Origin of the sequence: Vreelandella neptunia, from assembly GCF_022489065.1 — a bacterium.
GTDB classification, from domain to species: domain Bacteria; phylum Pseudomonadota; class Gammaproteobacteria; order Pseudomonadales; family Halomonadaceae; genus Vreelandella; species Vreelandella neptunia_A.
In genome coordinates, this window is record NZ_JAKVTW010000008.1 from 141,035 (window position 1) to 162,885 (window position 21,851).

The window sequence follows — 21,851 nt, forward strand, 5'->3', positions numbered from 1 at the left end:
GGCGCATCTAACCACGTTTCATATGCCTCGTTGACATCGATAGTTCCGCAGATACGGATAATAAGGTTATTGTCAGACGTTCTGATAGCCAGCGCAATCAGAGGTGTTGACTTCCGCAGGCGGCGTGATAGAAACAACCATGGCATTTGCCTATTCATTCATTTTGCGAGTCACCTTGATGGTCACCCGAAAACTGTCGTTAACAAAACTAATTGTTCTGCTGAGCCTTGCTACATTTAGTGCAAATGCCCTGGCTGAGTCTCAGCAGGAAATCGAAGCGCGTATCCGTGCGCTCAACGCTGAACTGTATGATTTGCGTCAACAGCTGCAGCAAGTAGAAAATCCTGCCGATGCCGCACAAGGCATGCCGTTCGAACCGTTACCCGTAGAAGCCGCGCGGGAAGACTTAAGCGAACGCCGTGAGCTTGAGCAAGAGTCGAGCCGAAACCCGTTTTCAATCACCACACACCGTACCAATTACCTGTTTCCGGTCAGCTATAACGCGAACCAGAACCGTGAAAGCTTCCGCAGTATTTCGGAAGATGCCTCGGCGGACAGCGTGGAGCTGAAATTTCAGTTCAGTGCCAAGGTGAATCTCGCCGAACAGGTGTTTGGTGAGTACGGCGATGTCTTTTTCGGTTACACCCAGCGGAGCTGGTGGCAGGCTTATAACACCGATGCCTCGTCGCCCTTCCGCGAGACTAACTACGAGCCCGAAATTTTTATCGATTTCGACAATGCTTGGGAGGCGCTGGGTTGGGTAAATACGCGTAATCGAGTGGCTATTAATCATCAATCCAATGGCCGCTCTTCACCGCTTTCGCGCAGTTGGAACCGTGTTTATCTAGAAAGTACCTTTCAGCGTGGTGACTGGGCGTTCACTCTGGCACCTCATTGGCGCGTACCAGAATCAGACGAGGACGATGACAACCCAGATATCGAACGCTACATGGGGTACGGCGATGTACGTCTTGCAAAGCGCCTGAACAATAATCATGAAGTGAGCGGTCAGTTACGCGGTAACCCTAGCGCTGGCAATATTGGCACACAGATAGATTACAGCTGGCCTGCTTTCAACAGTTTGCGAGCCCATGTACAGTACTATTATGGGTACGGTGAAAGCATGATCGATTATGATCATCGCGTGCATCGCCTTAGCCTAGGGTTTAGTTTAAATCCCTTGTTTAGCGCAACAGGGTTGAACCGATAGGTGCATTTGCTTGTCTGTTAGCGTGTGGCTGCTATGCTTGTAGCTGCCCTAAATTTCATTCGTCAAAGGAAGACTCCATGGCCAAACGTCAGCCCACTTATTCTACTCAAGCCGATCAACTTAAAGATGATCTGCGCCATTTAAGCGAAACCGTTGAAGAGCTGGTCAACGCGACAGCCAAAGATGCCAGCGGAGAAATGCACGATCTTCGTACCCGTGCAGAACGTCGCCTTAAAGATACCCGCGCGCGCCTTGAAGCACGTGGTGAGCGCATTTATGACGAAACGCGAGACTCACTAACTCATCAAGCTGATGCCTGTGACCGCTACGTTCATGAGAACCCCTGGACGAGTATTGGTATTGGTGCAGCAGCAGGTATGGTTGTGGGTATGCTGCTCGGTCGTCGCTAATGGCTTTGGGTCCAACCCAACGCGTCTTCTCTGCCGCCAAACGTTTGCTGAATTCGCTGATAGCTAATAGCGAAACCCGCCTGCGTTTGGCGGTGTTTGAGTTAGAAGAAGAGCGTGCCCGCTTAATGGTTCTTCTCCTGCTGGCAGGGGCAAGTTTATTGCTGCTGCTGTTAGGCGTTGCCACTCTGACGGCCCTAATCGTGGTTCTGTTTTGGGATAGTTATCGCCTTACAGCCATTGCGATCAGTGCGGGGGTGTTGATAGGCGCTAGCTTACTGCTTGCAATTATCGCTATCCGCCAGTCTAAGCGTCACTCGCTTTTAAAAGAAACACTCAAACAGCTTGCCGCTGATCGAGCTTTGCTTGAGGAGCCAAGTGATGAAACCATCCGCAGAAACCGTTAAACCCGGCACTAAACCATTGAGCCGCGCTGAGCGCAAAGCCCAGCTATTGGCGGAGTTGGAACAGCAACGTATTGATATTTTGGTCGATAGCGAATATTTGCAGCACGCTGCTTCGCCACTGGATCAAAGTTGGAAAAGTTTCAGGCTACCGCTTTACGCTGTTGGCGGATTTGCCGCGTTCAAAATGATGCGCCACCCTGGTGGCGCCATGGCGGCCGGTAGAAAAGCGCTCGCAGGTTATATGTTATTTAAGAAGCTTAAATTATTAGCCAAAGTGGCTACGTAAAGCTCAATGCGAATGCCCAGGATGAGTGGGGTTGCCTAACAGGATTGCCCGCAGGCTACCCCACTCGCCCACGCCCACTGAAAGTTATACCCCCCAAGTTCTCCCGTCACATCCAGAACCTCACCTATAAACCGCAGCTGTGGCAACGCTTTCACTTCAAACGTTTTGGAGGAGATAGCATCGGTATTTACGCCTCCCATGGTTACCTCTGCAGTTCGCCACCCTTCAGTTCCAGCTGGCTTCAGTTGCCAAGCGTTGAGCCTACCCGCCCACTCATCCAGCGATGCGTTAGCATATTGAGCCAGTGGTCGTGCAGGATCATGGTCGGGATACCACTGAAGCAACGCTTGTGCCAAGCGCTTTGGGAAGCGCTCACCAAGCCACGTCGACAGCTGGCGTTTTGGCGTCTCTTCCCGAGCCACACGTAACGACTGCGCCACATCTTCATCGGGCAGCAAGTCAACCGTTATGCTCCCACCCGGCTGCCAGACACTGGAGACCTGCAGCATCGCTGGCCCTGACAGGCCCCGGTGAGTAAACAGCATAGGGTCAACAAAGCGGCGGTTTTCAGCACTGACAGCGACCGGCACACTCAATCCTGAAAGCTCGGCAGCGCGCACTTTCCATGTGTCACTAAGCGTAAATGGCACCAGGCCGGGGCGTGTATCAAATACCTCCAGGCCAAATTGACGTGCGACGTCGTAGCCAAAACCTGTCGCGCCCATGCTTGGAATGGAGAGCCCACCGCTCGCCACCACCACCACACCCGCATCAATTTTACCTATCGAAGTCGCTAGCCGCATGGCACTACCCTGCCTTTCGACACGGGTGATCTGGGTGCTCAATTTTACCTCAGCCCCCGCCCACTCACACTCAGTAAGCAGCGTGCGGACAATCTCTTTGGCCGAGGTCGCACAAAACAGCTGCCCTGGGGTTTTCTCTACATGCTCAACGCCATGCCGTTCTACCAGCTCTACAAAGTGTTCTGGGCGATATCGCTTAAGCGCTGAGATACAAAAGTAAGGGTTTGATGAGTAAAAGTGCTGTGGCGTCGTGCCAAGATTGGTAAAGTTGCAGCGGCCACCACCGGACATCAAAATTTTCTTGCCCGCTTTATTAGCATGATCAAGGACTAGAACCCGCTTACCGGAGTAGCCCGCTTGCGCCGCACACATCAAGCCCGCCGCGCCAGCACCGATGATCACGACGTCATAGATCATAATAAATAGCTCGTAAAAGAAGGCTCATTGGGGCGACTCACGCGTTAAAAGGTAGGCATTCTAGCAGGGACAGACCCTTAAAAATTATTACATTGATAAATTACTCTATACAATAATTGTATAAATATTACTAACGCTGAGAACACTATGCATTTGCCCTTTCACAGACGACTGCTTACCCGCATCGCACTCATTCCCATCGCGCTGCTGTTATCTCATGTGACGTATGCTCAGACCGCCCCTTCAGTCATCGGTACGCGGGCGGTTATGACCACATGGTCCGACCCTTTGGAAGCCTTGGGTACACTCAGTGCCGATGAGAGCGTCACGCTATCTGCCACCGTCACGGAAATTGTGTCCGAAATCAATTTCCAGGACGGTGAGCAGGTCGAGGAGGGGCGACTGCTTATTCGCCTAGAAGATGCTGAAGAGCAGGCACTGCTGAGAGCATCCCAGGCGCTGCGTGAAGAGCGTCGGAATGCATCGGGTCGCGCTTCGCAGCTTCAACAGCGCAATTTAGCCGCTAGGGCTGATGTTGAAGATAGCCAATCTCGGTTGCGTCAGGCTGATGCTGACATTCAAGCCATTGAAGCACAGCTAGCGAATTACCAGATAAAAGCGCCCTTCAGTGGCCGCGTTGGTTTTCGTAACATCAGCGTCGGCGCTCTGGTCACCCCAGGAATGGACTTAGTGACCCTCGATAAGCTCGATGTGATGAAATTAGACTTCAGCGTACCCGAGGTGTTTCTGGGCCGCCTTTCACCCGGTTTGATGCTGAATGCCACCACCGCCGCCTTTCCTGATGACATCTTTAGCGGTGATATCGCTACCATTGGCACTCGCGTAGACCCGGTCACTCGCAGCGTCAACGTCCGCGCTGAACTCGATAACGCTGACGGTCGGTTGCGCCCAGGCATGTTAATGGAAGTCATCGTTCAGCAGCGAGTGCGTGACACCATCGTGATCCCTGAAGCAGCGATCGAACCTAGCGGTGATCGTCATTTTGTCATGCTTATCGAACAGCTTGATGGCAGCACGCGTCTGGCCCAGCGTGAAGTTAAGATCGGCGAGCGTCGCAATGGCGAGGTGGAAATTCTTGAGGGCTTGGCAGCCGACGATTTAATTGTCGTTCATGGCCTACAGCTTGCCCGCGATGGCCAAGAAGCGAGGGTAATCGGCATCGCCGATGACGAGACAGGTATTCGAGCGCTGCTGGAGGCCGACCGCTAATGCGTCTATCGGATATCTCCGTTCAGCGCCCAGTACTGGCGATGGTCATTGCAGCGCTGATTATCGCCTTTGGTCTGTTAGCGCTTAATCGCCTGCCGCTGCAAGAGTACCCCACTATCGACCCACCGGTCGTCACCATTGATACTCGCTATCCGGGCGCCTCGGCCAACGTCGTCGAAACACGTATCACCCAAGTGCTTGAAGACCGGATTGCCGGGGTGGAAGGCATAGAGTTAATCACCTCGCGTAGCGAGGATGGCCGCTCTCAGATTGAAATCGAATTTAACATTGATATGGATATCAATGCCGCCGCCAACGATATTCGCGACCGCATCTCTGGCGCGCTGCGCAACCTTCCCGATGATGCTGACAACCCTGAGGTCACCAAAGCCGATAGCAGCGAAGAGATTGTGGTGTGGCTAAGCCTTTCCGGCGAAGACTACTCCATTACCGAGCTGACCGATTACGCTAACCGTTTTCTGGTCGACAGCCTTTCGGTTCAGCCAGGCGTGGCACGGGTTCGTGTCGGTGGCGGCAGCGATTATGCCATGCGTGTCTGGCTAGACCGCAACGCCCTCGCCGCGCGAGGGCTTACCGTAAGCGATATCGAAGATTCGCTACGGGCCGAGAATGTGGAACTGCCCGCAGGCTCGATTGAATCCGAAGATCGCCAATTTATTGTCCGACTTCCGCGCAGCTTTGCTAGCGCCGAAGACTTTCAGCGCCTCGCCCTCACCTCTCCTCAAAACCAGGGCGAAAATGGCTATCTGGTTCGCCTGGCTGACGTTGCTAGGGTAGAAGTCGGCGCGGTGGAGGATCGCTCGGTATTCCGTTCTAACGGTGTCCCCATGGTGGGGCTTGGCATGATCATGCAGTCTACGGCCAACGTGATTGAGCTTTCTGAAGCGGTTCAGGTGGAGCTTGAGCGGCTACAGGGCACGCTGCCAGAAGGCATGTCACTGAGTTTGAACTACGATGCTTCGCTGTTCGTTTCAGGGGCTATTGAGCAGGTGGTAATGACACTGTTTATTGCCATGGGTCTTGTTGTCGTCGTGATCTTTATGTTTCTGGGTAACCTACGTACCACGCTGGTGCCAGCGGTCACTGTCCCGATTGCCGTTATTGGTGCGTTTACCGCCCTGGCCGCCATGAACTTCTCGATCAACCTGTTAACGCTGTTAGCGCTGGTGCTGGCGATTGGCCTGATTGTCGATGACGCGATAGTAGTGCTTGAGAACATTAATCGGCGCATGCACGACTATGGCGAAACCCCCTTGGTAGCGGCCTTTCGCGGCACCCGCCAAATTGCTTTTGCGGTTATCGCCACCACCCTTGTCCTGGTAGCGGTATTCGTGCCCCTGAGTATGCTGCAAGGCGATATCGGGCGACTGTTTTCAGAATTCGCGCTTACCATGGCCGCCGCGGTCGTGGTCTCTACCTTATTAGCACTGACGCTCACACCGATGATGGCGTCTAAAATTCTGAAGCCAGGCATGCACGACAGTCGCATTGGCAAAGCCGTTCAGTGGTTGCTAAGCGGTACCCAACGCCGCTATCAAACGGCGCTAGAGTGGATGCTCAAAATGCGCTGGCTGGTAGTGGCCATGTTTATACTGCTGATTGCAGCCACTGCATGGTTAGCCACGGCGTTACCGAATGAATATACCCCCCAGGAAGACCGCGGCAACTTTATCGTACTGGTGAATGGCCCTGAAGGGGCTACCTTCGACTACATGATGGACTATATGGATGAAATCGAGGCCCGCATGACGCCGCTGGTCGAGAGCGGCGAGTTAGAGCGTGTGGTGGTTCGCGCGCCACGCGGCTACGGCAATATCGAGAACTTTAATAGCGGCTTTATCATCGTCAACATGGCCGACTGGGGTAGTCGTCGTAGCGCCTGGGACATCATGGCAGAGGTGCGCCAAACCCTCAGCACGCTGCCGGGCGTACAAGCCTTCCCGGTGATGCGCCAAGGCTTTGGTCAGCGCACCGAAAAACCCGTTCAATTTGTGCTGGGTGGCGGCAACTACGAAGAGTTAGCGCTATGGCGCGATAGGCTCATGAATCACGTGCGTGAGAGCAATCCACGTTTAATGGCGCTTGAAAGTAACTATAACGAAACCCAACCCCAGCTGCGGGTAGACATTGACTACGAGCGCGCCGCTTCACTTGGCGTGACTGTCACGGAAATTGGCAGAACCCTGGAAGTGCTACTCGGCGGACGCAATGTCACCCGCTATGTGGATGACGGCGAAGAGTACGATGTGATTTTAGAGGGTGATCGCGGTAGCCAGAATAGCCCACGGGCGTTGGATAATATCCAGGTGCGCTCGGCTCGCACTGGTGAGCTGATCCCCTTGGCGAGTCTCGTCACCCTTTCCGACTTTGCTGGCGCCAGCACCTTGAACCGCTTTGACCGCATACGGGCGATTACTATCGAGGCCAATCTGGCGGATGGTTACCCGCTCGGGGAGGCGCTGGAGTATCTAGAGGAGAGCGCCGCTGAGCTGCTACCTGAAGAGGCCCAAACCAATGTCGCAGGGGCATCGCGCGACTTCCAGCAAGCCAGCGGTGCCACCGCTTTCCTACTGATACTAGGCGCTTTGGTGGTTTTCTTAGTGTTAGCGGCGCAGTTTGAAAGCTTGGTTCACCCCTTTGTGATCATGCTAACCGTGCCATTAGCCATGAGCGGTGCTTTGCTTGCGCTACTGCTAAGCGGCCAATCACTCAACATATACAGCCAAGTGGGTCTGGTGCTGCTAATTGGCCTAGCCGCCAAGAACGGCATTCTCATCGTCGAGTTTGCCAACCAGCTGCGCGATGAGGGTCAAGCGTTCAGAGCAGCATTGATTGAAGCCTCCGTTACGCGTTTAAGGCCGATCTTAATGACCGCCGTGACGACCATGGCCGGTGCTATCCCGTTGATTATCTCAACGGGTCCTGGCGCAGAATCGCGTTTGGTCATCGGTACCGTGATTATGGCGGGGGTCGGCTCAGCCACGCTGTTTACTCTGTTTGTTGTGCCTGTGGCTTACGACTTACTTGCCCGCCACACTGGTTCGCCAGGGGCAGTGAAGCGGCGGCTAGAGGAAGAAATTGCAAACGCACCTGGAGGTGGTGGTCCAGACACCTGACAGCGGCAAACACAAAGGGCGCCCAGTGGGGCGCCCTTTTGGTCAACGACCGCTCTGTTATCTCAGCGGCGGAGATTACTCACACTCGCCAAGATACTCGCCTTCAATCACGGTGTTCATGCTCAACTCACCCATGGGTGACTGAGTCAGGATGTCGACACTGCCTTCAATACGCTCACCCATAAAACGCATTTCGCCATCAATGGTCGCTTCGCCGCCTTCAGCACGACATACCATGCTATAGCTTAGGCCGTCCGCATTCAGCTCCTGATCGAGCAGCTCACAGCCCTCTTCCTCCTCGATGAAACCGAATTCGGCTCCCTCAAGCTCTTCCTGGGTAATACATTGACGCTCGGTTTCCGTTTGATCCGGAATCTCCATTTCGCCGCTGACGCTGGTTTTACTTACAAACTCCCATTCACCAGCGGTCACATTGGGGGTTTCAGCCAACGCGACCATCGGAAAGGCCACCAGGGCCGCTACTGCCATGTTACGTAACATCATCGCTACTCTCACTGCGTTGCTTTAGGAACCTGCCAATATCCTACCTGATTCAATCCAACGATGCCCTACCTCACGGACACACTGTTACACTCAATCGCTTAGAAATGCCTGATTACGCGCATCCGATTTAAAAGGTAGCCAAAAATGCAAGACGACGCTCTGGTCAATTATGACTTCCACTGCCCTTACTGCGACTCTCCCCTGACCTTCCTGATTGACACGTCCCAGGGCAGCCACGACACCTGGGAAGATTGCCACCAGTGCTGCGCGCCCATCCAGCTTCAGATTATCGTCTCACCGATAACAGGCGAACTCGATAGCGTAGTGGCTGGGCGCGACGACGACGTTCTGTAATGCTCATTAAACGTCTTTTAGAGCCGCCTTGCGCTTGGTTTCATTACGACGCATAAAGAACCATGCTAGCAGGGTTGCCAGGGATACGATCAATATAATCAATGTAGCCAGCGCATTGATCTTTGGTGATACGCCCATACGCACCGATGAAAATACCACCATGGGCAGTGTATTTGCCCCAGGGCCCGACACAAAGCTGGCAATCACTAAGTCATCCAGAGAGAGCGTAAAAGCCAGCAGCCAGCCTGCTGCCAGCGCTGGGGTGATAATCGGCAGCGTAATGGAAAAAAACGTTTTCACAGGGGGTGAGCCTAAATCCATGGCAGCCTCTTCAATGGAGTGATCCACTTCACGCAAACGCGCTGCAACCACCACCGCCACGTAGGCGCTACAAAACGTAGTATGAGCAATCCAGATCGTCGCCATACCGCGGTCGGCTGGCCAACCGGTAATCTGCGCCATTTGTACAAACAGCAGCAGTAGCGATAGCCCGGTGATCACCTCTGGCATGACCAGCGGCGCCGTTACCATGCTGGAGAGCGCTGTCTTGCCACGGAAATGGCCGTAGCGCGTCATCACGAAGGCTGCCACGGTACCCAAACAAACCGCCATACTGGCAGCGAAAAACGCGATTCTCAGACTCGTCCACACCGCCGACAAAATCTGCTGATCACGGAATAGCTCGCCGTACCACTGGGTGGAAAAGCCCGCCCATACCGTGACCAATTTTGAAGCGTTGAACGAATACACCACCAGCACAAACATAGGGAGATACAGAAACAGCAGGCCAAGCACCAGCATGACCGTTGAGAAGTTAGGCCGCCGTATGCTCATGATTCAAGCTCCCTGGACTGGTAACGATGAAACCAGACAATCGGCACCAGTAACAGCAGTAGCATTACCATGGCCAGCGCTGACGCCACGGGCCAGTCGCGGTTGAGGAAAAACTCTTCCCATAGCACTTTACCAATCATCAGTGTATCGGGACCGCCAAGCAATTCGGGAATGACAAACTCCCCTACCGCTGGAATAAATACCAACATCGACCCCGCTACGATACCGCCCATAGAGAGCGGCAAGGTGACTTTTATAAAAGTATTGAGTTTGCGGGATCCCAGATCTGAGGCAGCCTCCAACAAGGCATTATCCAGGCGCGTTAGATGGGCATACAGCGGCAACACCATAAATGGCAAGTAGGCGTAAACGATGCCAATGGTGACCGCAAACTGGGTATTCATCATCCGCAGCGGAGAATCAATTAGGCCCAACCCTATTAGCAGGTTATTGATTAAACCGCTGTTACTGAGTATCCCCATCCAGGCATAAACACGGATTAAAAACGAGGTCCAGGAAGGCAGCATGACCAGCAGCAATAACAACAACTGCCAGCGTGCCGGCGCCCGCGCCATCGCATACGCCATCGGGTAACCCATCAGCAAACAGACCAGCGTCGCTATAAAGGCAGTTTTCACCGAGCCCCAGTAGGCGGCGATATAGAGCGAATCCGTCAGCAGGTAAAGATAGTTGCCTAAATTGAGAAATACATGCAGCGTCTGGTCAGCATATTCAAGCAGCGGGCCATAAGGCGGAATCGCAATGGCCGCCTCGGATAAGCTGATTTTAAGTACCAGCGCGAAGGGCAGTAAAAAGAACAGCGTTAGCCATACGAGCGGAAACGCAATCACCGCCCGCCGCCCTAGTTGCAAGCGTTTGAGCATTGCTGAAGAGCGTGCTGAAGAACGAGATGGCTTCATTAAAGGCAGTTTCCTCGCGGTAAGAAAATGCGCCACTATTGCAATTCAAGACGTTAGCGGCGTAAAACGCTAGCGGTTCAAAACAATCGTGCTGTGATCTTCCCAGTAGACATACACGCTGTCTTCCCAGGTCGGCCGATCACCGCGACGCTCTGTATTGGCCATACTGACCTTGATCACCTGACCAGACTGCGTGCGCACGTAATACAGTGAGAAACCACCTAAGTAGGCGATATCATCTACCTTGCCTTCCGCCCAGTTGTATTCTGTAGTGGGCCTTTCTCGGGTTAACCAAATCTTCTCAGGGCGAAGCGCGACCCACACTCGACGATCCACTGCCTGGGTGGTAATACCATGGTCAATGTATATAGGCCGTTCAAGCGCGGGTGCAACGATGCGACAGTGGTCGGCAGCGTCTTCAATGATCTCTCCTTCAAACAGATTCACCGTGCCGACGAATTCCGCCACCATGCGACTCACAGGGCTCTCATATATATCGATAGGTGAACCTATCTGCTCGATCCAACCATCGGCCATGATCGCCACACGGTCAGCCATCGTCATGGCCTCTTCCTGATCGTGGGTCACCATAATGCAGGTAACGCCTACCTGCTCGATGATCTCGACCACTTCTAGCTGCATTTCGGTGCGCAGCTTTTTATCCAGTGCACCCATGGGTTCATCAAGCAGCAGCAGCTTTGGCCGCTTGGCCAGCGAACGCGCCAGCGCCACACGCTGGCGTTGGCCGCCAGAGAGCTGATGTGGCTTACGCTTGGCAAAGCGCTCCATATGCACCAGCTTAAGCATTTGCGCAACGCGAGCTTCAATATCTGTTTTGGGAAGTTTGTCCTGCTTTAAGCCAAAAGCAATGTTCTGCGCCACCGTCATATGCGGAAACAGTGCATATGACTGAAACATCATATTAATAGGCCGCTTGTGCGGCGGTATGGCGGTGATATTGACACCGTCCAATAAAATACGACCTTCGGTGGGCGTTTCAAACCCCGCCAGCATGCGCAGCAGGGTCGACTTACCCGAACCAGAACCACCTAGTAACGCGAAGATTTCGCCGCGTTTAACCTGCAAGTTGACATCATCTACCGCCAGCGCATCGTCAAATCGCTTACTTAAGCGTTTAACTTCCAGCACCACATCCTCAGCAAACCGCGGGGTTTTGCCCAGAGGACGTGACGCTGAAGAATTAGTTGGCGAAGCAGATGAAGGCTCGTTCGACAGGGGCGTAGTGACCATTCGCCACTCCCATCAAAAGGCCCGAAGTTCCGGGCAATAAAAAAGAGAAACAGCGAGCCGGAGTTTCAACGTCTAGTATCAACGTCCCGCTCGCTGTTCGATAAATGTCGCCTTAACGGCCTGATTTCACGCGATTCCAAATACGCGTACGGGCTCGCAGCACATCTTGGGGCTTTTCAGCCTGTACGTACAGATTTTGCATAACATCGGTTTGCGGGTAGATGGCCGGATCATTAATGATTTCTTCTGAAAGATACTCATCCGCTGCCGAGTTGGGATTGGCATAACGCACATACTCGGTTATCTCTGCAGCAATTTCCGGGTCAAGAATAAAGTTAATAAAGGCGTGGGCATTTTCGGTATTCGGCGCATCAGCGGGTACTGCCATCATGTCGAACCAAAGGGCTGCGCCTTCCTTGGGGATACTGTACGCAATCGAGAAATCTCGTCCGGCTTCTTCTGCCCGGTCGGCCGCTTGGAAGATGTCACCGGAGTAACCAGCAGCGACGCAGATATCACCGTTCGCTAGATCGGAGACATAACGCGACGAGTGGAAATAGGTCATATCGTCGCGAACCTCAGCAATCAGCTCGCCAGCAGCTTCTATGTCGTCAATATTTTCGCTTAATGGGTCTAAGCCTAAATACGCCATGGCAGGCGATAGCATCTCATCCGCGGAGTCCAGCATTGACAAACCACAGCCAGCCTCGCTCAACGCGGAGGTTATTTCAGGATCAAATAGCAGCGCCCAGCTATCCACCGGGGCGTCGTCACCTAAAATCTCTTTGACGCGTTCTACGTTATAACCGACCCCATTGGTACCCCACATGTACGGAACCGAGTATTCGCTACCGGCGTCAATGGTTTCCAGATTGGTCATTAGCTCTGGATTGAGGTTTTCTAAATTGGGGATTAGCTCATGGTTTAGCGGCTGAAAAACGCCGGCTTTTACCTGGCGAGTAAAATAGTACGTTGAGGGTACTACTACATCATAGCCAGAGCGCCCGGCAAGCAGTGCGGCATCAAGAATTTCATTACTGTCATACACGTCATAGGTCACCTCAATGCCGGTACGCTCGGTAAATTTTTCAAGCGTTTCTGGGGCAATATAGTCTGACCAATTAAACACCCGCACCTCTTCGGCGTGGGCAGCACTGGCCGCTGCGGCGAATGAGATGGCCGCAACGGCCGCGGAAAGTTTGTGGATGTTCCCCATTATCACTGCTCCTAATGTCTAAACTATTTAGCCACGTTTTTTTGCCGCACATTTTTAGCAACGCGCTTTTAATCGAGTCGCGCAAATATGTAACCATGCCAGCCCAAGCTTCACCTGCGACTGTTGCCAGCCGCCTACAGTTGCAACGACTTACAATAGCGTAGGCGATTATACTGACCGTGCGAATTTTGCGGTGCAGTGGCGCCTACCGCAAGCCAATGTGGAAAATTCTTGCATTCCGCACTAGTGACCCCATTTATCAGCCAGTGCAATGGCATTAGTCCATTGAGCAAATTGAACTCAAGCGATAGAGAAATACTATTGATGGCATGTTAATTCTTAATTTTAGCCTTTAGTCGTTAGCCGTTAGTATTATCATCACTTTCTAATTTTTCATTCAACAATCCTGGAGATTATCTGAATGTCGTTAATTAACACTGAAGTAAAGCCGTTTAAAGCCACTGCATACTTAAATGGTGAGTTCGTCGACATTACTGAAGCGGACATGCAGGGCCAGTGGTCGATCTTTTTCTTCTATCCGGCGGATTTCACCTTTGTTTGCCCAACAGAGCTTGGTGACCTTGCCGATAACTATGCCGAATTCAAAAAGCTGGGCGTTGAAATTTACAGCGTTTCAACCGACACCCACTTTACTCATAAAGCATGGCACGACAGCTCTGACACCATCGGTAAGCTGCAGTACCCAATGATTGCTGATCCGACGTTACGCATTTCACGCAACTTCGAAGTTTTGATTGAAGAAGCTGGCCTTGCCGAGCGCGGTACCTTTGTTGTCGACCCTGATGGCAAAATCCAGATTGTTGAAATCAACGCAGGCAACATCGGCCGTAACGCTGAAGAGCTGCTGCGTAAAGTGAAAGCCGCTCAGTACGTGCGCGCCAACCCGAACGAAGTGTGCCCGGCGAAATGGAAAGAAGGCGAAGAGACACTCGCTCCGTCTTTGGATCTCGTAGGCAAAATCTAAACCGCCTATCGATTTCACGCCCTTGCTCCTAGGTGTGTAGCGCAAGCACGTGCAGTTTCAACGCCCGGGTTTCTCCCGGGCGTTCTGTTTTAAAACTGTTTTTTTTAAAAGTATCAATGATTAGCACCGTCACACACGTGTGTTCAATACGTCTGTTACCTGCGAGGAAGCTACTGTCATGCTGGACGCCAATTTAAAATCTCAGTTGAAAGCGTATCTGGAAAAAGTGACTCAGCCGTTCGAGATCGTTGCCTCCCTCGATGACGGTGCCAAGTCACAAGAACTTCTCGGCTTGCTTGAGGACATCAGCAGTCTAAGCAATAAAATTACCCTACATAGCGACGGCCAGGACGCGCGCAAGCCCTCCTTTGCGATCAACCGTCCCGGTGAAGAGACGGGCGTGGTGTTTGCAGGCATTCCTATGGGCCACGAGTTCACCTCCTTGGTGCTCGCCCTGCTGCACGTTGGCGGCCATCCGCCTAAGACATCTGATGATTTGCTTGATCAAGTTCGCGCCTTAGATGGCGAGATGCTTTTCGAGACCTATTACTCGTTGTCGTGCCAGAACTGCCCGGACGTGGTTCAGGCGCTCAACTTGATGGCTATCTTCAACCCTAACGTGCGCCACGTCGCTATCGACGGCGCGCTGTTCCAGGATGAAGTCGAGTCTCGCGAAATCATGTCGGTGCCGAGCGTCTATTTGAACGGTAAGCCGTTCGATCAGGGCCGCATGACGCTCGAACAGATTCTGGCCAAGGTTGATACTGGTGCCGCCGAACGCGATGCTAAAAAACTAAGCGAAAAAGCCGCTTTCGATACGCTGGTAATTGGCGGTGGCCCGGCGGGCGCTGCGGCAGCCATTTACTCAGCGCGTAAAGGTATCAATACTGGCGTGGCCGCTGAGCGCTTCGGCGGCCAGGTGGCGGATACCATGGGCATTGAAAACTTCATTTCGGTGTCACACACCGAAGGCCCGAAAATGGTTAGCGCGCTTGAAGAGCATGTCAAAGATTACGAAGTTGACGTCATGAACCTGCAGCTTGCTACTTCCTTTAAAGCTGCCGAGACAGAAGGCGGTCTTCACGAAGTATCGTTTGAGTCCGGCGCTAAGCTGAAGAGCAAGACGCTTGTACTGGCGACAGGCGCCCGCTGGCGTGAGATGAACGTGCCCGGCGAGCAGCAGTATCGTAACAAAGGTGTTGCCTACTGCCCTCACTGTGACGGTCCGCTGTTCAAAGGCAAGCGGGTAGCGGTAATTGGGGGTGGTAACTCGGGTGTTGAAGCAGCGATTGATTTAGCGGGCATTGTCGGCCACGTCACGCTAGTTGAGTTTATGGGTGAGATGCGCGCTGATGCGGTGCTGCAAAAGAAGCTCAAGAGCCTGCCTAACGTTGATATCATTCTCAACGCACAATCGACCGAAGTCACCGGTGACGGCAGCCGTGTCAATGGCCTGAACTATAAAGACCGCACCACCGATGAGAGCAAATCCATCGCGTTAGAAGGTATTTTTGTTCAGATTGGCCTCGTGCCTAACACTGAGTGGCTGAAAGGCTCACCGATTGAAATGACACCCCGTGGTGAAATCATCGCCGATGCCCATGGTATGACCTCTGTACCCGGCGTATTTGCCGCGGGGGATGTGACCACCGTGCCCTACAAGCAGATCATCATTGCGATGGGCGAAGGCGCCAAGGCATCGCTCGGCGCTTTCGACTACTTAATTCGCAATTAAGCCTTCGTGGTTAAAGGTTGAGTAGTTAAGGGACGGGTAGTTAAAGACTTAGCAAAATCGATCCTTTTGACGTAAAAGACCGTGACGTCTAGCCCGCTGATTTTCAGCGGGCTTTTTTTTGAATTTCAGTATCAACTATGCCATTAAAACCCAGTTATATAACTAAGTCTTAGACGGGGTTTCCCCTAGCACTTCAGGGATAGTCGTTTTCACATAGCGCCCTGGCGCAGGCTCAATCACTTTGAGCTCTCCCTCCCCTGGTTGGCGCACGGGCACCATTTTTTCACTATCGGAATAGCCGTTTTGGGTCATCCACGACTGCCAATGAGGCCACCAGGAGCCCTCCTGCGCCGTAGCGCTTTCCAGCCACTCTTCGTGGCTTTCCGGTAGGGCGTCGTTTGTCCAGTAGCCGTACTTGTTCTTATGGGGAGGATTGACGATACCTGCGATATGCCCAGAGCCACCTAATACAAAGGTAACCGGCCCCTTGGGTAGCAATGCCCCATAGTAAGTGCTGTTCCACTTGGCGATGTGATCTTCTTTTGTGGACACAAAATAACTGGGCACTGACACCTTACGTAGATCAATTTTCACGCCATCCAGCTCAATGCCACCTGGCTCAACCAAGCGGTTTTCAAGATACATATGCCGAAGATACCAAGCGTGTGTTCCAGCCGTTAAGTTAGTGCCATCGGTATTCCAGTAGAGCAGATCAAAAGCGGCGGGCGTTTCACCTTTCAAGTAATTATTGATGTAGAACGACCAAAACAGGTCATTCTCACGCAGCAAGTTAAAGGTATAGGCCATTGAACGACCATCAAGATAGCCTTTCAAATGCAGCGTCTGCTCAATGCCATCCACCACTCGCTCATTGAGAAAGACGCCGATATCGCCAGGGTCGCGAAAATCCTGCAGTGTTGCCATGTAGGTCACTGACTTTACTTTGCGCCCACGCCGCGTGCTGGTGAGGTAGGCGACAGTAGATGCGGTTAACGTGCCGCCTACGCAGTAGCTAAGGAGGTTGACCGACTTTTCACCACAGGCCTGCTCAATGGCCTCTATGGCGCTAATCGGGCCCATCTGCATATAGTCGGCCCAAGTGATATCGCGCTGCTCTGGGCCGGGGTTACGCCATGAGATCAAGAAAACCGTATGGCCTTGATCCACCAGCCACTTAACCATTGAGTTATCTTCACGCAGATCAAGAATGTAGTACTTATTGATCCACGGCGGCACCATTAACAGTGGCGTTTTAAACGTCTTTTCTGTTGTTGGCGTGTACTGTATCAACTGAATCAATTCGTTTTCGTACACTACCGAGCCAGGGGTCACGGCGATATTTTCACCCACGCCAAAGGCGCCGCGATCTGTCATGCGAACGTTAATACCTTCCGCGGAATTACCTAAATCTTCGCGTAAGCGGGCTAAACCGTCTACCAAGTTCTGGCCACGGGTTTCAATGGTGCGGCGCATTACCTCAGGGTTGGTGGACATAAAATTAGTCGGCGCCATCGCATTCACCATTTGGCGCGCGTAAAACATCAAATTTCGCTGCTGAGTGGTGTCTAAACCACTTAAACTTTCAACCAGCTCCTCCACCATCTGCGAGAACAGTAAGTACTGCTGCATAATGGCCATGTAATGCGGATCTTGGGTCCATGCTTCGTCTTTAAAACGGCGATCACTTTTAGCCGGGGTTACTAGCGGCGTAACTTGTTCTCCAGCCATCCCACGCAAGGCCTGCTGCCACAGCAGCCACTGATCTTGTAACAACCGGGTCTGTGTTTCCAAAAGCAGAGTAGGATTTTGCATTAGGGATTGCGCGCCTGCTTCAAAGCTTTCACGCATATCACTGTAAATCGAGTCGGCAGCTTCGCTGGGCGCTATTCGGGAAAGGAGGTCCTGCATCAACCCTTGGTACTGTTCACCAATCTCTTTTAGTTGATTATTCCAGGCCTCGACCTCATCGGAAGATAATCCATCAGGTAGCCCTTGGGGCAGCCCTCCAGAAAGCCCTTGAGATATGGCCTGAAACGGATTGTGCCATGCTGACTGCATATTATTCTCCCTACGCCTATCTTCGGGCGCCCCGACTATTTTGGCTGTCGCTATGGTCAAAGGTATTAATGACAAGCTTATGAATGACCCGTTTATAGGTGAAACACATCATAAATGCATCGCGGCGCCCTAAGGCGCCGCGACGGTGTTACTAATCAGCTTTTACGCGAGGATTGGCTAGATGCCTTGGCAGGTTGTTCACCCTTAGCAGCCGCCTTCGCTTGCTCAGACATTTGCTGCCCGGCTTCACTGAACATCTTTTCCATTTCAGACTTAAACTGCAGGCTCATTTCGCTCATTACCCGCGCGTCTTCCTGCATCTGCTGGGAAAGCTCAGTCATCATTTCAGCTTGCTTCGTGCCGAAATCACGCAGGCTTTCTGCATCCTGAATTTCAGTAGCGCTACGAATGCGCTCGGTACCCATCTGGCTGTAGCGCTTCATGGCTTCCAGCTGATACTGGGTCATTTTTTCCATGTTATTGAGCATCAGCGAATTAATTTTACGCATGGGCTCAAACATTTGCTTAGTTTGGGCGTTAAAGGCGTCCATCATATTGTCTTGCATAGTGTCTGCTCCTGTTTCGTTCCTTGGCATGAGCCCTGGAGTGACTCACCGTGATGTAGCTTTGCTGCACTGCAAAAAGAGTAATCTTTGGCATGCTGCATTGCAACAGCAGCGTCGCCCTCAGCGACACTGTGCAAGCTTGAAACGCTTTACCATATTACTCTGCCCTACCCCAACAGGTGTCGAACTGCCTGTTAAGTTAATGCGCGATAACTGCTTGCTTCACTCTATGTGCCGCTGCGTTTGGAACTAGCGCGGGAACGCGATGATGCCGTTGGCTTTGCTTTACTGGCAGTAGCACTTTCCGAATTATTTTTAGCGCTAGTATCCGCCGCCTTTTCATCACCACTGCTTTGAGCCGACGAGGCGCTGCCCGCTTGACGCAGCATATCGAGCATCATTTGCTGGTATGTTCCGAAATTAGCCAGCCCCTGAGAAAGCCCCTGCTGCATCATTGGTTGCTGCAGGAAAGGCCGCATTAAGCTCATAGGGTCGTAGCCTTCCACGCCAGACTCCATCTGCCGTTGGATATTCTCCAGCAGATTTTTCTGAAACGCTTCGACATCAGGCAGCCCCAGTGATTGGCGAAACTCATCCGGGGTAAGATCAAACTCAACGTTAATCTTCATAGGCGGCTCCTGCACTGTTTTTCATGACTGATTCTCATGCATTTGTTTTGTTTGAGTGTAGCAGCGAACTGGCAATATCACCGTATCCTGTTAGCGCTGAGTTAAACGCGGTGTATCAACGCTAACGTCACCATTTTGACCGCGTTGACGAAGCCAATGATCCAACAGCGTAATGGCCATCATTGCTTCGGCAATGGGCGTTGCACGAATACCCACGCATGGGTCGTGCCGACCTTTAGTTATGACATCGACCGCTTGGCCATAAATGTCAATTGAGCGACCTGGTGTGGTAATGCTGGACGTTGGCTTAAGCGCTAAGCGAGCCACAATGGGCTGGCCACTGGAGATACCCCCAAGCACGCCGCCAGCATGATTGGATAAAAAGCCCTCGGGCGTCATCTCGTCACGGTGCTCGCTGCCCCGTTGGGATACACAGCCAAAACCTGCGCCAATCTCAACACCTTTGACTGCATTGATGCTCATCAAACCATGCGCCAGATCAGCATCCAGACGGTCAAATACGGGCTCACCCAACCCTACCGGCACGCCGTCAGCAATCACGGTAATCTCAGCACCTACTGAGTCCTGATCACGGCGCAGTTGATCCATATAGGCTTCTAGCTCAGCGACGCGCTCAGGATCGGGGCAGAAAAACGCATTTTCACCCACCGATTCCCACTGTTTGAACTCGATTTTGATGGGACCTAGCTGGCTCATATAGCCGCGAATCTGTACGCCTTGGGCGGCCAGATACTTCTTGGCAATCGCACCGGCGGCTACCCGCATAGCGGTTTCACGGGCGCTGGAACGACCTCCACCACGATAGTCCCGGTGACCATACTTATGATGGTAGGTGTAATCCGCATGGGCAGGCCGAAACTGCTCTTTGATTTTTGAATAATCGTTTGAGCGCTGATCGGTATTCTCGATCAACAGCCCGATTGAGGTGCCGGTGGTTTTGCCTTCAAACACCCCGGATAGGATACGCACCTGATCAGGCTCTTTACGCTGCGTGGTATGCCGCGAACTGCCCGGCCTGCGGCGATCCAGATCATGCTGCAAATCGGCTTCACACAACGACAGCCCGGGTGGGCAGCCATCAACGATCGCGCCAAGTGCAGGGCCGTGGCTCTCACCGAAGGTGGTGACGGTAAATAGTTTGCCAAACGTGTTGCCAGACATGGCGGTTAGTTCCTCACACAAAAGACGCCGCATGGGCGTCGAGTTCAGCGGCGCTCAGAGCGAATACGCCCTGGCCGCCACGCTCGAATTCAAGCCACAGGAAAGGAACGTCGGGAAACGTCGCTTCCACATGGCGATCAGAGTTACCGACTTCTACAATCAGCCAGCCCTCTTCCGTTAAGTGATCCCGCGCCTCGCGCAAAATGTGTCGCACTATATCCAACCCATCGTTGCCGGCTCCCAGGGCCAGCGAAGGCTCGTGGCGAAACTCGGCAGGCATGGTGGCAAGGTCGCGGGCATCGACATAGGGCGGGTTAGAGACGATCAAATCAAAGCGTCGACCTTCTAAACCGCTGAACACGTCTGATTCGACGGCGCGAACCCGGTCGCCCACATCATGGCGGGTAATATTTTGACGCGCGACGGCCAAGGCATCCTGACTGATATCGGCAAGCGCCACTTCACAGGTCGGCAAATAAAGCGCCGTCGCAATGCCGATACAGCCAGAACCGGTGCATAAATCCAGCACGCTGGCCGGCGGCTCTTCCGGAAACCAGGCGGCAAACCCATCTTCAATCAGCTCGGCAATCGGCGAACGCGGAATCAGCACGCGCTCATCGACGCTAAACGGATGGCCGGCAAAAAAGCTCTCTCCCAATAAATAGGGAAGCGGACGGCGGGTGGTAACACGCTCACGGGCTAGGGCAATAATGCGCTGTCGTTCAACAGGCAGCAGCCGTGCCTCTAGTACTCCAGGATCGATGTTCCACGGCAAGTGCAGCGCGCCTAAGCAGAGCGCTACCGCCTCATCCCAGGCAGAATCGGTCCCATGGCCATAGTGCAGGCCCGCCAGATAAAACTCGCTGGAGACCCAGCGCAGATAGTCGCGTAGGGTAAACAGCTGGCTCACCAGCGACGACTCCGACAGGGATAGAGTTGAGTGAGAATGCTCAACGTTTAGATGCGTGGTCACAGCGGCTCCTGGATAACGATAATGATGAATACAGCCGATAACGCTTTATTCATGCAACGAATAAAAAGATTGTACCTTTCACGCCGCCCGGTTCACAGCAACGCTGAGCCCGCTATACTGTGCTTCTTTAACTGCTCTACTTTTTTCTGCCATCTTTTCGACCACCAGAGCCTGATATGACGCAACGCCGCCACCTGCCCAATGATGACGATATTAGTGCCTTCCGCGATGCGTTAAAGGCTGCGGGCGTGCGCCGTATTGCTACCAATCAGGCCGATCCTGGCAAGCCCAAACTGGACGGCAAAGCCCATGAGGCTAGACGACATGCGGCTGTCGAGAGCAGTACTCCACAGTCAAGTGGGCGCACTTCAGACGGCAGAGTCGAGGCCGTTCGCCCCTCTGAGTATTTAGAGTTTTGTGTGCCAGATTTACCCTGGCGTACTTTTAGCCAACTAAAACGCGGCCAAACAGCGTGGCAAGCGGGTCTTGATCTGCATGGACATACGTTGGAGGAGGCACGAGCAGAGCTAGAGAGCTTTCTTCGCGATTCGGCCGGGCAAGGTTTACGCTGCGTATTGGTCGTCCATGGTAAGGCATGGGGCTCTACGTCGGACTTTCCAGTGCTCAAAAGCCATACCAACACCTGGCTGCGGGAGTGGCCCGGTGTGCTGGCGTTCTGCTCGGCAATCGATCTAGACGGCGGCACCGGGGCGGTTTACATCCTTCTGCGCAAGCGGGGTTATTAGG

At 53.0% G+C, this 21,851-nt stretch carries 21 protein-coding genes; 10 read left to right on the forward strand and 11 right to left on the reverse strand.

The features are described 5' to 3' along the window. Window positions 1-178: 178 nt before the first annotated feature. From MLE19_RS12555 to MLE19_RS12570, 4 genes are all read left to right on the forward strand, one after another. Window positions 179-1,210 (forward strand): phospholipase A, encoded by a 1,032-nt coding sequence (locus MLE19_RS12555; RefSeq protein WP_240718554.1) that lies wholly within the window; start codon window positions 179-181, stop codon window positions 1,208-1,210. Between the two features lie 77 nt (window positions 1,211-1,287). After that, window positions 1,288-1,620, forward strand: coding sequence for a DUF883 family protein (locus MLE19_RS12560; protein WP_240718519.1), 333 nt, complete (start codon window positions 1,288-1,290; stop codon window positions 1,618-1,620). After that, the gene (locus tag MLE19_RS12565; protein WP_240718520.1) at window positions 1,620-2,024 is read left to right on the forward strand and encodes a phage holin family protein; all 405 of its coding nucleotides are present in this window, start codon (window positions 1,620-1,622) and stop codon (window positions 2,022-2,024) included. Before MLE19_RS12560 ends, MLE19_RS12565 begins: the two co-directional genes overlap by 1 nt. Continuing rightward, window positions 1,999-2,310, forward strand: coding sequence for a YqjK family protein (locus MLE19_RS12570; protein ID WP_240718521.1), 312 nt, complete (start codon window positions 1,999-2,001; stop codon window positions 2,308-2,310). Before MLE19_RS12565 ends, MLE19_RS12570 begins: the two co-directional genes overlap by 26 nt. A 35-nt stretch (window positions 2,311-2,345) precedes the next feature. On the opposite strand, the gene MLE19_RS12575 is transcribed toward MLE19_RS12570, so the two are convergent. Continuing rightward, complete coding sequence (locus MLE19_RS12575) at window positions 2,346-3,530, reverse strand: NAD(P)/FAD-dependent oxidoreductase (protein ID WP_240718522.1); 1,185 nt, start codon at window positions 3,528-3,530, stop codon at window positions 2,346-2,348. 147 nt (window positions 3,531-3,677) lie between these two features. Here MLE19_RS12575 and MLE19_RS12580 point away from each other — a divergent pair, with 147 nt between their 5' ends. Next, complete coding sequence (locus tag MLE19_RS12580) at window positions 3,678-4,760, forward strand: efflux RND transporter periplasmic adaptor subunit (protein ID WP_240718523.1); 1,083 nt, start codon at window positions 3,678-3,680, stop codon at window positions 4,758-4,760. Beyond that, on the forward strand, window positions 4,760-7,897 hold the full coding sequence (locus tag MLE19_RS12585; protein ID WP_240718524.1) for an efflux RND transporter permease subunit: 3,138 nt from the start codon (window positions 4,760-4,762) through the stop codon (window positions 7,895-7,897). The genes MLE19_RS12580 and MLE19_RS12585 overlap by 1 nt, the downstream gene beginning before the upstream one ends. A gap of 75 nt (window positions 7,898-7,972) precedes the next feature. Here the strand turns inward: MLE19_RS12585 and MLE19_RS12590 are convergent, their stop codons facing one another. Then, window positions 7,973-8,401 carry a DUF3617 domain-containing protein gene (locus MLE19_RS12590; RefSeq protein ID WP_240718525.1) on the reverse strand — a complete coding sequence of 143 codons (429 nt, stop codon included), beginning with the start codon at window positions 8,399-8,401 and terminating at the stop codon, window positions 7,973-7,975. Window positions 8,402-8,545: 144 nt separating this feature from the next. Between MLE19_RS12590 and MLE19_RS12595 the strand changes: the two genes are divergently transcribed. Beyond that, entirely contained in the window at window positions 8,546-8,755 is a 210-nt protein-coding gene (locus tag MLE19_RS12595) for a CPXCG motif-containing cysteine-rich protein (protein WP_240718526.1), read from the forward strand. A 6-nt stretch (window positions 8,756-8,761) separates the two neighbouring features. Here MLE19_RS12595 and MLE19_RS12600 read toward each other — a convergent pair whose 3' ends face one another. The 4 genes from MLE19_RS12600 to MLE19_RS12615 form a co-directional block, all read right to left on the reverse strand. Next, a complete protein-coding gene (locus tag MLE19_RS12600; RefSeq protein ID WP_240718527.1) occupies window positions 8,762-9,589 on the reverse strand; it encodes an ABC transporter permease subunit in 828 nt (275 codons plus the stop codon). Beyond that, entirely contained in the window at window positions 9,586-10,509 is a 924-nt protein-coding gene (locus MLE19_RS12605) for an ABC transporter permease subunit (protein ID WP_240718528.1), read from the reverse strand. The genes MLE19_RS12600 and MLE19_RS12605 overlap by 4 nt, the downstream gene beginning before the upstream one ends. 69 nt (window positions 10,510-10,578) lie before the next feature. Then, a complete protein-coding gene (locus MLE19_RS12610; RefSeq protein WP_240718529.1) occupies window positions 10,579-11,760 on the reverse strand; it encodes an ABC transporter ATP-binding protein in 1,182 nt (393 codons plus the stop codon). 112 nt (window positions 11,761-11,872) lie between these two features. Then, window positions 11,873-12,976 (reverse strand): polyamine ABC transporter substrate-binding protein, encoded by a 1,104-nt coding sequence (locus MLE19_RS12615; RefSeq protein ID WP_240718530.1) that lies wholly within the window; start codon window positions 12,974-12,976, stop codon window positions 11,873-11,875. Window positions 12,977-13,397: 421 nt separating this feature from the next. Between MLE19_RS12615 and ahpC the strand changes: the two genes are divergently transcribed. After that, entirely contained in the window at window positions 13,398-13,961 is a 564-nt protein-coding gene (ahpC, locus tag MLE19_RS12620; RefSeq protein ID WP_240718531.1) for an alkyl hydroperoxide reductase subunit C, read from the forward strand. Between the two features lie 178 nt (window positions 13,962-14,139). Next, window positions 14,140-15,696, forward strand: a complete 1,557-nt coding sequence (gene ahpF, locus MLE19_RS12625) for an alkyl hydroperoxide reductase subunit F (RefSeq protein ID WP_240718532.1) — start codon at window positions 14,140-14,142, stop codon at window positions 15,694-15,696. 162 nt (window positions 15,697-15,858) lie between these two features. Here the strand turns inward: ahpF and phaC are convergent, their stop codons facing one another. From phaC to prmB, 5 genes are all read right to left on the reverse strand, one after another. Then, window positions 15,859-17,754, reverse strand: a complete 1,896-nt coding sequence (gene phaC / locus MLE19_RS12630; RefSeq protein ID WP_240718533.1) for a class I poly(R)-hydroxyalkanoic acid synthase — start codon at window positions 17,752-17,754, stop codon at window positions 15,859-15,861. 155 nt (window positions 17,755-17,909) lie between these two features. Continuing rightward, complete coding sequence (locus tag MLE19_RS12635) at window positions 17,910-18,320, reverse strand: phasin family protein (RefSeq protein ID WP_240718534.1); 411 nt, start codon at window positions 18,318-18,320, stop codon at window positions 17,910-17,912. 227 nt (window positions 18,321-18,547) lie between these two features. Continuing rightward, entirely contained in the window at window positions 18,548-18,949 is a 402-nt protein-coding gene (locus MLE19_RS12640; RefSeq protein ID WP_240718535.1) for a hypothetical protein, read from the reverse strand. Window positions 18,950-19,039: 90 nt separating this feature from the next. Beyond that, complete coding sequence (aroC, locus tag MLE19_RS12645; RefSeq protein WP_240718536.1) at window positions 19,040-20,131, reverse strand: chorismate synthase; 1,092 nt, start codon at window positions 20,129-20,131, stop codon at window positions 19,040-19,042. 13 nt (window positions 20,132-20,144) lie between these two features. Beyond that, a complete protein-coding gene (gene prmB / locus MLE19_RS12650; protein ID WP_240718537.1) occupies window positions 20,145-21,104 on the reverse strand; it encodes a 50S ribosomal protein L3 N(5)-glutamine methyltransferase in 960 nt (319 codons plus the stop codon). Window positions 21,105-21,280: 176 nt separating this feature from the next. On the opposite strand from prmB, the gene MLE19_RS12655 reads away from it, so the two are divergent. Further along, on the forward strand, window positions 21,281-21,850 hold the full coding sequence (locus tag MLE19_RS12655) for a Smr/MutS family protein (RefSeq protein ID WP_240718538.1): 570 nt from the start codon (window positions 21,281-21,283) through the stop codon (window positions 21,848-21,850). Window position 21,851: the final 1 nt, after the last annotated feature.